The sequence below is a fragment of the Acidovorax sp. GW821-FHT09B03 genome (genome assembly GCF_059418305.1).
Map to the genome: position 1 here is coordinate 397,167 of NZ_JBWKPP010000003.1, position 13,513 is coordinate 410,679.

Consider the following 13,513-nt stretch of genomic DNA (forward strand, 5'->3'; position numbering starts at 1 on the left):
TACGCAAGGCACGGGCCAGTTGCCGCCCCCGGCGGCCTGCTGTCATGAATTCGCGGGTGCCGTGTCTACAGCGTGTAGGGCCAGCACTACAAACCGGGCGTGCAATGCCCGGAAATCACGGTGCTGGCGTGCCGCGCGCCAGCAGCGCCAGCTCCACGTCGTTGCGCGCGCCGGTCTTTTCGAGGATGCGGGCGCGGTAGGTGCTCACCGTGTTGGGCGCGAGCTTGAGCTGCGCACCAATTTCGCCCACGCTTTGCCCCGCCGTGAGCAGTCGGAACACCTGGTGCTCCCGGTACGATAGCGCGTCCACCCCGGCTGGCGTGCCTTGCTGGGCAGCGCGCACCACCCCGGTGCGCTCCACCGCACCGGCCAGCGCCTGGGCCGTGGCTTCCGTGAGGTAACGGCCGCCCGCCGCCACCTTGCGCACGGCAGCCACCATGTCGTCGGGATCGGCGCTCTTGTGCAGGTAGCCGGCCGCGCCCATCTGGATGCAGCGCACCGCGTACTGCCGCTCGGGGTAGGTGCTGAGCATCAGCACCGGCAGCACCGGCCATGCCTTGCGCAGGGCCTGCAGCACCTCCAGGCCATCCAAGCCGGGCATGGCGATGTCGAGCAGCACCAGGTCGACACCGGCCGCACCACCGAGCGCGGCCACCTGGTCGAGCACCTCCTGGCCGTTGGTGGCCTCGGCCGTGACCACGATGTCGGGCAGGCCGTTGGCCGGGTCGCCCAGCACCTGCTTCAAGCCCTCGCGCACGATGCGGTGGTCGTCGCCGATCAGCACGCGCACAGGGACACTCATGGCAGGGCCTCCAGGGGGATGCGCAGTTGCAGGCACGAGCCTTCGCCCGGCTCGCTGGTGATGTCGAGGTGCCCGCCGAGCTGCCGCGCACGCTCGCGCATGCCCATGACGCCGTAGGCCGTGGGCGCTTCCAGCGCCTGGCGCGTGGCGCCCACCCCGTCGTCCTGCACGCGCAGATGCAATTGCTGCCCCCGGGTATCGATGCGGATCGCGATGGCGCTGGCCTGGGCATGGCGCCCCACGTTGCTCAGCATCTCCTGGAAGATGCGGAACACCGCGATGGCGGCCGGCTCGGGCAGGTGCAGCGATCCGGGCAGGTCCATCTGCCAGTCGAGCTGCAGTTCTGCCGACTGTACGAATTCCTGCGCCTGCCATTCGAGCGCCGCCCACAGACCCTGGTGATCGAGGATGCTGGGGCGCAGGTCGGTGATGATGCGGCCCACGTTGTCCACCGCGTTCTCGATCAGGCGGCTCATGTTCTGGCACTTGCAGCGCATCTGCTGGCGCATGTCGCCCGCAGCCTCGGGGCTGCGCCCGCCCTGCTCGCCCAGGCGCTTGTGCAGCCAGTTGACGTCCATCTTGAGGGCCACGAGCAGGCTGCCCAGCTCGTCGTGCACCTCGCGTGCGATGCGCGTGCGCTCGTCCTCGCGCACCTGCTCGGAGTAGGCCGAGAGCTCGCGCAGCTGGCCCAGGGCCTGCGACAGCTCCTGCGTGCGCGCGGCGACGCGGCGCTCGAGTTCGTCGTTGGCGCGGGCCAGCTCGTCGTGCGCGCGCTGCAGTTCGCCAGCCGCGCGCCGGCGCTCGGTGATGTCCACGAAGGTGACCACGGCGCCCTGGACCTGGCCGGCCTCGACGATGGGGTGGCTCGAATACTCCACGGCGAAGGCCGAGCCGTCGGCACGCCAGAAGACCTCGCTGTCCACCCGGCATGGCAAGCCGCTGCGAAAGGCATTGAAGATGGGGCAGTCGCTGTCGGCATAGAGGCTGCCGTCGGGGTGGGAGTGGTGCGTCAGGGCATGCATGTTGCGGCCCATCACCTGCGCCGTGGCCAGCCCCAGCATGCGGGCACCGGCCTGGTTGATGAAGACACAGTCGCCCGCCAGGTCGATGCCGAACACCCCCTCGCCCGTGGATTCGAGCAGCAGGCCCAGCCGCTCGCGCCACAGCGCAGGGGCTGTGGCGGGCAGGTGCAGCAGGTTGGCAGACATGCGCCAAGGCGCAAGCAATGGCCATGCCCGGCAAGCCGCAGCACAATAGGGGCATGCAAACCGCTCCCCCCTCGCCCCAGGCGCCGCCACCCACTCCGTCCGTATGGATGCCCCCTTCGCTGTCGGCGCGCTGGTGGCCGGTGTTCCTGCGCAACCTGCTGGTCTGGCGCAAGCTGGCCATCCCCAGCCTGGTGGGCAACATCGCCGAGCCGCTGATGTGGCTGGTGGCCTTCGGCTACGGCATGGGGGCGCTGGTGGGCCAGGTGAACGTGGCCGCCGAAGGCGGCGCGACCAAGGTGCCCTACATCCTGTTCCTGGCCAGCGGCTCGATCTGCATGAGCGCCATGAACGCGGCGAGTTTCGAGGCGCTGTACTCGGCCTTCTCGCGCATGCACGTGCAAAAGACCTGGGACGGCATCATGAATGCGCCCGTGCGTCTCGATGACGTGGTGCTGGCAGAGATGCTCTGGGCCGCCTTCAAGGCACTGTTCACCGTGACCGCCATCCTCGGGGTGATGCTGGCCCTGGGCATCAGCCACAGCCCCAAGCTGCTGGTGGCCTGGCCCGTTCTGCTGGGCGTGGGCATCATGTTCTCGAGCATCGCGCTGATCTTCAACGCGCTGGCCAAGGGCTACGATTTCTTCACGTACTACTTCACGCTGGTGCTCACGCCAATGATGTTCCTCTCGGGCGTGTTCTTCCCGCGCGAGCAGTTGCCGCCCATCGTGCGCACCATCTCCGACTGGCTGCCGCTGACCAATGCGGTCGAGCTGGTGCGCCCGCTGTTCATGGACCAGTGGCCGGCCCACCCCTGGCGCCATGGCCTGGTGCTGGTGGTGACCACGGTGGCGGCCTTCTGGGTGGCGCTGGCGCTCACGCGCCGGCGCTTTCGCAGCTAGGGTCGTCGATCAGACCTTGGCCAGGCCTTCGTCCAGGGTGCTGGTGACGGCGAACAGGGTCAGGAAGCCGCTCATGTCGAACACCTCGCGCACCATGGCGCTCAGGCCGACCAGCACCAGCTTGCCCTTGCTGGCACGCAGCTTCTTGCCAGCGAGCAGCACCACGCGCAGGCCGGCGGAACTGATGTAGTCCAGTGCAGAGAGATCGAACACCACGCGCTGCGTGCCCGCTTCGAGCTGCTCGGTGACCACGCGTTCGAGTTCGGGCGAGCTGCTGCTGTCGAGGCGGCCGCGCGGGCGCAGGATCAAGATGTCGTCGCGGCGCTCCTGTTCGAGGTTCATGGGCGCAATCCTTTGAATCGTGGCTGTAAGAAAGAAGTCTTCGGACTCCGGCTCGGCGCATTGTAGGGGCCGCACTGCGGCGCGGGTTTCAGTTCGCAGCGGCCTGCTTGGGCACGTTAATCACTTCGGCCACGTTCAGCAGCAGCATGGGCGGATACAGGTCCAGTGCCTGCACGGTGCGCATGTTGATCAGCAGCGAGAAGCGCTGCAGCGTCGAGGCCGCAATCGACTGGGGCGGCTTCTTCTCGACCAGGATCTGGCGCGCCATAGAGCCGGCGTAGCGGCCGATGTTGGACCCATTGGAAAACAGCCCGAACAGGCAGCCCGACTGGCGCACGATGCTCTCGGTCGCGCAGAAGGTCGGCAGCTTGTTCTGCAGCGCAGCGGTGGTGACGGCGTCGCGGTGCGTGAAGGCCAGGAAGGTGATGGGGCCGACGTACAGGAAGTCGGCCTTACGCTCGGCCAGGGTCTGGATCTGCGGCGCGATCTGCGCGGGGTCGGGGCCGCCCTGGGGCAGCAGCGGCAGGCTGGCTTCGACCACCTCGAAGTTCTGCGTGCGCGCCAGCTCCTTGAGGCGGTCGCGGATCAGGCCGGAGTTGGGCTCGGCCGGATTGTGCAGATAGCCCAGGCGCGTGAACGGGCGGTAGGCCCGGATGGCGTTGAGCTGCACCGGCAGCGGCGCCACGTGGCTCACCCCCGTGACGTTGCGGCCATGGTCCTCGAGCGTGCGCAGCAGGCCCGCGCCCACCGGGTCGGTCACCTCGGTGAAGACGATCGGCAGGTCACGGATCGCGTCGTCCTGGCCTGCCTTGTCGTGCCGGCCCGCCAGGGCGAGGGTGGTGGGCGTGCCCCAGGCGTAGACCAGGTCCGGGTGTGCAGCGCGCACCTTGGCGCGCAGCTCGGGAATGTCTTCGCTGCGGCCCGAGAAGCGGATGTTCACGTACTGCACGGGCACATCCTGGCGTTGCAGGTAGCCGGTGAAGCCGGCCTCGATGTTCTGCTCATCGCGCGGCAGCACCATGGCGACGGTGAAGCGCTTGGTGGCGGCCGCCACGCCGGCGGCGGCGGCGTTGGCGGCGCTCTGGGCGACGGCGGCCGAGGTGCCCAGCAGGGCACTGGCGGCCCCGGCGGCGAGGAGGATGCGGCGCAGGTTCATCGGAGTTCTCCAGGAAGTCATCAGGCCGCCGCGGCGGGCTGGATGCGGGGGTTGCGCAGGCCGGCGGCCAGGCTCAGGGTCGTCACCGACAGCAGCAAGCCCACGGCCACTGCGGCGCCGGCATAACCGAAGGCGGTCACGGCGACCGCCGTGACAAAGGGCGCGACGATGCTGCCGCCGCGCTCGATCAGCCGGAACGCGGCCAGCGCCTGCTCGGGCGTGGCGCTCGCACGGCTCGCATCCACGCCCTCGAACGCCTCGGTGGTCAGCGCGATCTGCGGTGAGGACTGCAGCGCCTGGCCCAGGCCCAGCAGGGCACAGCAGGCGGCCATGCCCCAGACGCCGCCCAGGGCCGGCAGCGATAGGCAGGCCAGCACACTGAACACGCCGCCCGCCACGATGAAGGGCTTGCGCTGCCCGAGCAGGTCCGACCAGTGCGCCACCAGCGAGGCGGAGAGCGCAAAGCACAGGAAGTACAGCAGCAGCACCCGTCCCGCGACCGCAGGCGGCTGCTGCAGCTCGCTCATGTACAGGGGCACCACCACCGAGAGAATGGTCACGGCCACCAGGCGGCCCGGCAAGGCCGCGCCCAGGATCACCCAGATGGCGCGCGGCTCGCGCAGCACCGCCATGTAGCCGCGCCAGCCGCCGGTGGTGGCCAGGCCGCGCTGGGCTGCGGCGCTGCCCTCGGGCACGGGCAGCGACAGGCGCAGGGCGGCGAGCAGTGCGCCGACCATGCACAGCGCACAGGCCAGGAAACCGATGCCGTCGCCAGCGCGCGCAGCAATCATGCCGCCGAAGGGCGGACCGACGATGCCCGCAGCCACGATGGCTGCGGCCACTTCGGCCAGGCCCCGCGCGCGCTGCTGCGATGGCGTGATGCGCACGATGGCCGTCTGCACCAGGATCAGCGCCAGCCCATAGGCCCCGCCCCCCAGGGCGCGCAGGCCGATCAGGGTCCAGGCATCGGTCGCCCAGGCGGTGGCCGCCAGGGCCAGCGTGCCGGCCAGGGCCGACAGCATCAGGCTCCAGCGCAGGTCGAAGCGCCGCGCCAGCGCTGGCCCGGCGGGCTGGGCCAGGGCCAGCGTGGCCATGAAGGCGGCGACCGGCAATCCGGCCACCATGGTGGGCGACAGGGCGGCATCGATGGGCCGCACCTCGCTGGCAAACACGGTAAAGAAGGGGCGCAGCAGCTCTTCGGACAGGGCGACCAGGAACACGGTCAGGCGCAGCAGGGTGAGCTGTGCGCCCACCTGGGGCGCTTCGGCCGTGGCGCCCTCGCTGCGCGCGGCGCGGATCAGCTGCGCCCGGCAATCGGCGGCATCGCGGTCATGGGCCTGGGCACTTTCCTTGTCGACGCTGTGGCGCTTTTGCCAGCGGCGCTGCAGCCCTTGCCACACCCGGGCCTGCACAAAGGCGGCCAGCGGGAACAGCAGCGAGCGGCGCCACAGGCCGCGCGAGAGTTCGCGCACCAGCACGGCGGCGATCACCAGGGCCAGCACCAGGTCGATCAGCATGCCCGCGAGCTGCCGGTCCACGAAGTCGGCCGGGTAGCCGACGACCACCGCCCCGTCGCCAGCAGTGAGCGTGCGGCGCGGAAAGTCGGCCGCGCTGTCGCGTGCATGCGCAGGCACGTCGCCGCCCCAGGTGGAATTTTGGGTCTGGCCACCGGGTGGCTGCAGCGCCAGGTAGCTCAGCTCGGGCGCTTCGACCAGCTGCTGCCGGAACAGTTCGTCCACCCCATTCATCGCGTTCCAGGGCACGCCGAGCGACAGCGCTCGGGCGACCTGGCCCGACAGCGCGCGGCCCGCGGCGTCGGCGTTCTCCTGGATCTGCGCCGTGACGGCCGGACGCGCTGCCTCGCGCGCGATCCAGAGCATGGCGGCGGGTGCCACCACCGCGCTGAAGACCACGGCCAGCCACAGCTGCCTGGCGGAACTGGGGGCGGCAGATGCCGCATCCCCCTGGCCGATGCCACGCATCGAGGTCATGATGCGGATGCTCCAGCGCAGCAGCAGCCACCAGGTGATCACCAGGGCGAGCAGCATCAGCGGCAAGGCGCGCAGCACCATGTCGAGCGCGACGCCCCGCGCCTGGGCGCGCACCTCGGCCGGGTCGAACGCCCCCCACAGGGTGGCGGCCGGCGCGCCGGTGGAGTCGAAAATGGCCGCACCGATCCATGCATAGCGGCCGGTGTTGCGCACCACAGGGGCATGGCCCGGCCCGGCGTCGATCACGGCCTGCCGCCAGCGCGGCGCGATGGTGGAATGCAGCGCCGCGTCCCCCGAACGCAGCACGGCCTCGCCACGGTCGGTGTCGATGAACACCCCGCGCAACGGACTGCCCGCCGCCCCCAGGCGCGTGACCCGTTCGGGCAACACCGTCTGGTCGGCCACCGAGACGCCGAAGCGCAGCCCGGACTCGGCCTCGTCGGCCACCTGGCGCAGCAGGCGCACGGTGCGGTCCTGCGCGAGCTGGGTCAGCAGCTGCTCGGTCCGCCAGGCGATCAGCACCAGGGACAGGCCGAACAGCACCAGCGCGAAGATCGAGGCGAACATCAGCGATTCGCGCCGCAGGCGTTGCTGCAGTGCAGCAACGTCGATCTCATTGCCAGCCGTGGCGTTGGTCGTGTCGGTCATGGAAGTGCTTCCTCGGTAAACGGATTTCGTCGAATGTCATGCAGCTGTTCTATAGTCGGGCATTCTTACGATCTCTTTCAACCTTTTCGACCCGTTGCGCGCCGTGTGTGTGCGCCACCCCGTCCATCGTGCTCAGTTCCTTGCCCCAGCTCCCGCCCATCCTGCTGCCCGAAGCAGGGCTGGGCAACGTGCCCCATGCACGCACCCGCTTGCTGGAGGCGCAGGACTTCGATGCCTGGGTGGCTTTGCGCGAGACCGTTCTGGCCACGCTGCCCGACCCTGACTTCTACGTGCGCGAGGATGACGAGAAGGACTTCTTCCAGGCCCACATGTACCCGGGCGGTGAACTCATCGGTGTGTTCGTGGACGGCGCGCTGGTCGCCTATGCCATGGTCGAGTTGCCGGGCGAACACGAGGCCCACAACCTGGGTCACGTGATCGGCCTGGACCCGGCGCAGCAGGGCATGGTGGCGCACCTGTCGAGCTGCATGGTGCTGCCGCAGTGGCGTGGCCGCCAGCTGCAGCGCACGCTGCTGTCGGCGCGCCTGGGCCTGGCACAGGCCCATGGACGTCCCTTGTGCATGGCCATGGTGTCCCTGCGCAACCACCGCAGCCGCCACAACATGCTGCGCCAGGGCCTGCGTGTCGTCTGGACCGGCACGATCGACGGCCTGCAGCGCCACGTGGCCATGATCGACCTGGAACAGGGCATGGACTTTGCCACCGAAGGCGAATTGCTGCTGCCGAGCCTGGACTACGAGGCGCTGCGCGCCGCGGCGCTGGCCGGCTACGCCTGCGTGGGCGAGGTGCGCGCACCCGACGGCGCGGTGTCGTTGCGCTATGCGCGCCATCTTGCTCACAACCGCCGCCCCCGGTAGGTCAATGCCACCACGGTGATGTCGTCGGCCTGGGCGGCGCCGTCCTCGAAGCCGCGCACGGCGCGCACGATCTGGTCGGGGATCCGCGCCGTGACCACGCCGCGGGGATCGCTGCCGATGGCGGCCATGGCGGCCAGCAGGGCGTCGTCCCCAAAAAGGGCATTCTCTGCATTCGTGGCCTCGGTCACGCCGTCGGTGTAGAGCACCACGGTTTCCCCGGGCGCCAGCATGACCTCGCCCTCGATGTATTCCTGCCCTTCCATCACCGCCAGCGCCATGTTCCTGCCGCGCGGGAACAGCGCGGCTCCGTCGCCGGTCAGGCGCACCGGCGGGTTGTGGCCCGCATTCACGTAGACCAGCCGCCCGGTGGGCAGGTGCAGCACGCTGTAGAACACGGTGACGAACATCATCTGGTCGTTCTCGGCGCACAGCTGGTCGTTGAGGGCGCGGATGGTGGCGCCGGGCTCGCGCAGGAACAGCGCGTTGCTCTTGAGCAGGGTGCGCGAGATCGCCATGAAGAATGCCGCCGGCACGCCCTTGCCCGACACGTCGGCCACGACCACGGCCAGGTGCTCGTCGTCGATCGGGAAGTAGTCGTAGAAGTCGCCCCCGATTTCCTTGGCCGCGATCATGGTGGCCGCGATGTCGACCTCGTCCACATCGGGCGCCGAGCGCGGCAGGATGGACAGCTGCATCTGGCGCGCAATCTCCAGCTCCTGCTGCAGGCTGGCCAGGGTAGCCTGGGTCTGCACCGCCGCCTGCAGCTCGCGCAGCAGCTTGAGCAGGCGGTTTTGCTGGTTGGTCACCAGGCCGGACATGCGGCCCAGGATACCGGCGAGCTCGGCGAGGTGGTTGGTCGGCGCAGCCCCGGCATCGGTCGCGGCGGGGCCGGCCTGCGCCTCGGAGCTCGAACCGAGCGCCACGAGGATCTCCTCGCGCGAGGTGGGATCCAGGCTGTCGGCCAGGGTGCGCAGCTGGCCGCGGATCAGGCGTTCCTGCTGCTGCCGGGTACGGATGCGTTCCTGGCGCAGGGTCTCGAGGTTGAGCAGTTCCGAGCGGATGGCCACCACGCCGCGGGCGATCTCGCCGGACTCGTCCTCGGCGTCTTCCTCACCCTGGTCCAGCGAGGCGTCGGTGGCGCCGCGCGCCAGCGCGTTGAGCACACCGACCGAGCGCGACAGCGGCTCCATCGCATGCCGCAGGTAGACCACCAGGCCTGCCGCCAACAGCGCGGCGAACACCAGCGCCGCAGCCAGCGTGGTGCGTGAGAACAGCCGGTCGGCGTAGTGCGCGGCGCTCACGTCCTGCATCCAGACCAGGGCGCCGACGATGCGCGCATCCGGGTTGCGCACGGGCTGGCTGACGATGCGCAGGGCGCGCGCCTGAGCGTCCGGGCCTGCCTGCTGCACGGTGACCGCCTGGTTGGAGCGCACCGGGATCGGGGTGTCGGTGGCGGCCAGCACGCCCGCCCGGGTGCCCACGGATTCGGCGCCGCGCATGTTGGCCAGGAAGAGGTCCCCGCCCAGGTAGGTGGCCAGCTCGGACAGCTTGGGCGCGACGTCCTGGCCCACGGCCAGCGCGCCGCCGTCAAAGCCGCGCACCACCACCCACTGGTACTGGCGCACCGCCACCTGGCTGAGCCCGCGCACGGCGCCGCTCTGGCCACTGGCCGTGGCCACCCAACGGACTTCGGCGATCGGCTGTGGATCGATGCCGGGCTCGGTGGTGGCCACCAGTGTGCCCTGGCGGTCGAAGACATCGATGCGCACGCCCGGAGCGCGCCGCGTCGCGGCCGCCAGCAGGGCGTCGAGGCGGGCCGAGGCGCCCTGCGCCGCCAGGTCGCGCAGGTCGGCGTCCTGCAGCAGTTGCTGGGCCAGCACGTCCTGGCGGTCCAGGTTTTCGTTCTGCAGCTTGTCCCAGGCGATGCGCTGGTTCTGCAGCAGCACTTCGTCGTAGCGCTGCGACCAGCGCTGGTCGCTGAGCCAGCCGATCGCGGCGAAGGCCGCGACCAGCAGGGCCATGGCGGCCAGCAGGATGGCGATCAGCCGGTGCCTAAGGTGCATGCTGCCCTCCGGCGCGGTCCGCATCCGCGGCGGCGCGCAGGCCGCGCCCGCCGCACACCAGCAGCAGCAACACGGCCACGAGCAATGGCCAGCCGCCGTGCAGGGGAACGCCCAGGGCGCCGCTGCCACACACGGCGCCGACGCCCATCGCAGCCCATTGGACCGTTGACAGCGCGGGCAGCCGGCACTCGCCCTCGGCCGCGCGCGCCAGACGGCCCAGCGCACTGCCTGCCAGCAGGGCGGCCAGCGCCAGCACCGCGTCCTGAAGGGAGCGCCCCACGGACAACCAATCCGAGGCGATGGCCAAGGCCAGCAGGGCGGCTGCGGTGGCCATGGCCGCCAACACGCCCGAGGACGGCATGCGCCTGCGCAGGAACAACCCGGCGGCCATGCCCAGCCCCAGCATTGGCGCCCAGAGGGCGGGTTGCCCCAGCGCGTGTGTGGCCAGCGCCAGGCCCAGCAGCAGGCCGGCGGCGCAGGACTGGCCCAGCGCCCTGGCGCCGTCGGCATTGGGCCGGGGTGTCTCGATCAGGGGGTCGGCGTGCACACCCGTGCGGCTGCGCCAGGGGCTGCGCGGTCCGTTCCAGCGCACGACGAAAAAGCCCGCGCAGGCTGCGGGCAGCAGCAGCGCATAGGCGCCCTGCAGCGTGCCCAGGGCATCCAGCGCCAGACTGCCCAGCGCCGGGCCCAGCCAGACGGCGGTGATGGTCCAGGCGCTCCAGGTCGCGGCGCGCCAGCGTGGTCGGGCATAGGCGTATTCGGGCCGGGTGCTCGGCACCTGTTCGACGGCCTGGCAGGCGGCCAGCACGGCGCCCACCACCAGGCCGTGCCAGGCTCCCGCCGCCATGGCCAGGGTCCAGGGCCGGCTCGCCGGCAGGCCACCGGCGCAGGCCATGGCCGTGGCAAGCAGCGCGATGCAGGCGGGCAGCACCACGGTGGGCGCGGGCCAGCGGCGCCAGCGCGTCACGCACCAGGCCGCCGTGCCCGCCACGAAAAAGGCGGCCAGGCTGGCGGCAGGGGCCGGTGCCAGGCCCTGCCACTGCCAGGGGGTTTCGCCTTGCAGGTGCAGGCTGCGCAGCCACAGCGTCTGCAACGCCAGCGCGCTCAAGGCCACGAGCAGGGCGATCCAGAACGCCTGCGCCTCGGCGGCGACCACCCGCACCTGGGCGATGCCGTGCTCTGCGAAGCGGTCGTCGGCCTCGGCCTTGGCCAGCAACTGGTCCAGGCGTTCGCGCCGCAGGTGCTGGGGTTCCGTCTGGCGCAGCGAGGCGATCAGGCGGCGCACACGCACCAGCCCCTCGTGCACTCCGCGCACTGCGTGGCCGAGCTGCTGCACCCGCAGGTCGAACCCGCGCCGTTGCGGCAGGACCACGGCCTGGTCGTAGCGCCCCTGTGCGATGGCGCGGCGCGCACGCCAGGCGGCATGGTTGCGCAGCTCGATGCCCTGGGCCTGTGAAAAACGTGCGGCAAGATAGGCCAGCAGGGCCAGCAGCCCGATGGCCGGCAGCAGCAAGGCGGCCGTGGTGCGGGTGAAGGTGGCCGCACCGCTGTCGCGCAAGGCCAGGCGCAGGATGGCGACGGGAGCGCCGCGGACCTGCACCGGCGCCTCGGCCGTGGCACCGGCTTCGCCGGCGTCGCGCGTGGTCTGCCAGAGCACCTTGCCATCGGGCAGCACCAACGCCAAGGCCTGGATGTCGGACTGCGAAGCCATGCGCTGCTGGAACAGCGCCTCGACACCCACCAGGCTGCGCAGCGGGATGCCGGATTCGACGGCGTGGGTGATGCGCAGGCTCAGCGACTGCGCCATCAGCTGCGAACGCGTGCGGTCGCTTGAGGCCCGCATGTCGCGCAGCTGGTCATAGGTGGAGATGGCCAGGATGCTGGCCGCCAGCAGCAACAGCACCAGGGCCGCGATGCCCAGGCGGGTGGCGGGTGCGAAAGGGCGGCGCGCGCTCATTCGGTGCGCTCGCTTTCGTCCAGGCGCACCAGGCAATCGTCCATGCGCTGGCGCACCTGGGCACTGTGCGCCAGTGCCCGCGTCTGGGCGCGCAGGCACTCGGCGCGCAACCGGGCCGACTGCGGCTGCAAGGCCCAGAGCGTGGCCAGCCAGCCCAGCAGGCCGGCAGTGGCCAGCACCAGCACCGCCATGGCGCCGAGCGTGAGCGTGTGCCCATCGGGCTGCCACACGGCAAGCCGAAAGCGCACGGGCTGGGTGGCATACGTGGCGCTGATGTGGCCCACGACCTCGCCAAAGGCGTTGTGCAGGGGAAAGCCCATGATGGCCTCTCCAGGGAGCGCTGCGCTCCATATCCGGTCCTGGCGCGCACCGGTCTCGGCCGCCCGGGCCGCGCGGGGCTGCAGCGCCTCGCCGATGGCACCCCGGTCGGTGCTGAACAGGGCAATGCCCGCACGGTCCACCACGTCGATGGCGTACAGCTGGGTGTCACTGGCCAGGGCCCGCTCTAGCCGGGGCTGGATGCCGCGGTGGTCGGGCAGGTCGAAGCCCAGCGCCAGGTCGCCCTCGATGGCATCCTGCAGCTCCACCAGCGTCAATGACAGGCGCGAGCGCTGGATCTGCGCCTCTTCCTGTGCGCGCACGTCCAGCAGCAGGCTGGCGATCAGTGCGATGCCGGCCAGCACGATCAACAGCCACAGCCCGCCGAGCTCCCACAGCGCGGCGAGCGTGGGCTTGGCCGCCACGGCGGTGCTGGCAGTCTGTGGCGATGGGGGCGAGGAAAGCGTTGGCATGGTCCGGCTCATGCCACAATGCTTTGGCGACCCACCGGACCGCGGCGCAGACGGCGCCCGCAGGTGCAGCCCCAGGTTTCAGCGCGCAGACACCTATGAATCCACCGCTCGAATGGCAGCAGACCCTGTACGGCACCGTAGCCGAGCTTCCCGCTTTCTTCGAGCGGCTGGAGGCCTGGGCCGACGACAACGGCGTGCCGATGCCCCTGGCTTCGTCCTTCGGGCTGATGCTCGACGAGTTGCTGACCAATGTGGCCATGCATGGCTACGAGGGACAGGGCGGCCTGGTGGAGGTGAGTTTGCGCTTCGATGCGCCGGCCCGCCTGCAGGCCGTGTTGCGCGACCATGGGCGGGCATTCGACCCCACCACCTTGGCGGCACCCGACGTGGGGGCCTCGCTCGATGATCGGGACATGGGTGGCCTGGGCGTGCATTTCGTGCAGAGGTTGGCGGATCGGTTCGAGTATCGGCGCGACGGTGAGGTCAACGAGGTCACCGTGTCGCGCTGCCTGCCAGCCGCAGGGGCGGCGCAAGCGCATTGAATTGTTAACAAAGTGTGCAAGCGTATCATTGTGCCCGCCGCGCGGCTGTCGTTTGTTCGCCTCGCCCCGGGCTTTTTCTGATCCCGCAGAGGCTTTTGTCGGCTGCGCCGGGCCCGGCACGCAGGGCTGCGGCCGGTCGCTGTCGGGCGGCGGCCCCGTGGTGCCGACACCCGCCCTGCCCCGACCAGGGACGCTGGCCCTGGCGGTGCTGCGCGGCCGGCCACGGACTGGCAGGC

General features: G+C 70.7%; 11 protein-coding genes. 3 read left to right on the forward strand and 8 right to left on the reverse strand.

The window, feature by feature from the left end; all coding sequences use genetic code 11:
* Positions 1-115: 115 nt before the first annotated feature.
* Entirely contained in the window at positions 116-802 is a 687-nt protein-coding gene (locus tag AC07PA_RS08250) for a response regulator (RefSeq protein ID WP_007861012.1), read from the reverse strand.
* Positions 799-2,010, reverse strand: a complete 1,212-nt coding sequence (locus AC07PA_RS08255) for a sensor histidine kinase (RefSeq protein ID WP_007861014.1) — start codon at positions 2,008-2,010, stop codon at positions 799-801. The genes AC07PA_RS08250 and AC07PA_RS08255 overlap by 4 nt, the downstream gene beginning before the upstream one ends.
* 53 nt (positions 2,011-2,063) lie before the next feature.
* On the opposite strand from AC07PA_RS08255, the gene AC07PA_RS08260 reads away from it, so the two are divergent.
* Entirely contained in the window at positions 2,064-2,909 is an 846-nt protein-coding gene (locus AC07PA_RS08260) for an ABC transporter permease (RefSeq protein ID WP_052024550.1), read from the forward strand.
* 9 nt (positions 2,910-2,918) lie between these two features.
* Here AC07PA_RS08260 and AC07PA_RS08265 read toward each other — a convergent pair whose 3' ends face one another.
* The 3 genes from AC07PA_RS08265 to AC07PA_RS08275 all read right to left on the reverse strand — a co-directional run bounded on the left by AC07PA_RS08265 (position 2,919) and on the right by AC07PA_RS08275 (position 7,046).
* Positions 2,919-3,251, reverse strand: coding sequence for an STAS domain-containing protein (locus AC07PA_RS08265; RefSeq protein ID WP_007861018.1), 333 nt, complete (start codon positions 3,249-3,251; stop codon positions 2,919-2,921).
* 88 nt (positions 3,252-3,339) lie between these two features.
* Entirely contained in the window at positions 3,340-4,407 is a 1,068-nt protein-coding gene (locus tag AC07PA_RS08270; RefSeq protein ID WP_494608411.1) for an ABC transporter substrate-binding protein, read from the reverse strand.
* Between the two features lie 20 nt (positions 4,408-4,427).
* Positions 4,428-7,046, reverse strand: a complete 2,619-nt coding sequence (locus AC07PA_RS08275) for an MFS transporter (protein ID WP_494608412.1) — start codon at positions 7,044-7,046, stop codon at positions 4,428-4,430.
* Positions 7,047-7,186: 140 nt separating this feature from the next.
* Between AC07PA_RS08275 and AC07PA_RS08280 the strand changes: the two genes are divergently transcribed.
* On the forward strand, positions 7,187-7,924 hold the full coding sequence (locus AC07PA_RS08280; RefSeq protein WP_146187878.1) for a GNAT family N-acetyltransferase: 738 nt from the start codon (positions 7,187-7,189) through the stop codon (positions 7,922-7,924).
* Here the strand turns inward: AC07PA_RS08280 and AC07PA_RS08285 are convergent.
* Genes AC07PA_RS08285 through AC07PA_RS08295 form a run of 3 tightly spaced genes read right to left on the reverse strand, consistent with a single transcriptional unit; the run spans position 7,903 to position 12,735 of the window.
* Positions 7,903-9,987, reverse strand: a complete 2,085-nt coding sequence (locus tag AC07PA_RS08285) for a PP2C family protein-serine/threonine phosphatase (RefSeq protein WP_494608413.1) — start codon at positions 9,985-9,987, stop codon at positions 7,903-7,905. The two genes, AC07PA_RS08280 and AC07PA_RS08285, sit on opposite strands and share 22 nt — an antisense overlap.
* Positions 9,977-11,944, reverse strand: a complete 1,968-nt coding sequence (locus AC07PA_RS08290; protein ID WP_494608414.1) for a hypothetical protein — start codon at positions 11,942-11,944, stop codon at positions 9,977-9,979. Before AC07PA_RS08290 ends, AC07PA_RS08285 begins: the two co-directional genes overlap by 11 nt.
* Positions 11,941-12,735, reverse strand: a complete 795-nt coding sequence (locus AC07PA_RS08295; RefSeq protein WP_494608415.1) for a hypothetical protein — start codon at positions 12,733-12,735, stop codon at positions 11,941-11,943. The genes AC07PA_RS08290 and AC07PA_RS08295 overlap by 4 nt, the downstream gene beginning before the upstream one ends.
* Before the next feature lie 95 nt (positions 12,736-12,830).
* On the opposite strand from AC07PA_RS08295, the gene AC07PA_RS08300 reads away from it, so the two are divergent.
* On the forward strand, positions 12,831-13,277 hold the full coding sequence (locus AC07PA_RS08300; protein ID WP_007861036.1) for an ATP-binding protein: 447 nt from the start codon (positions 12,831-12,833) through the stop codon (positions 13,275-13,277).
* Positions 13,278-13,513 lie beyond the last annotated feature (236 nt).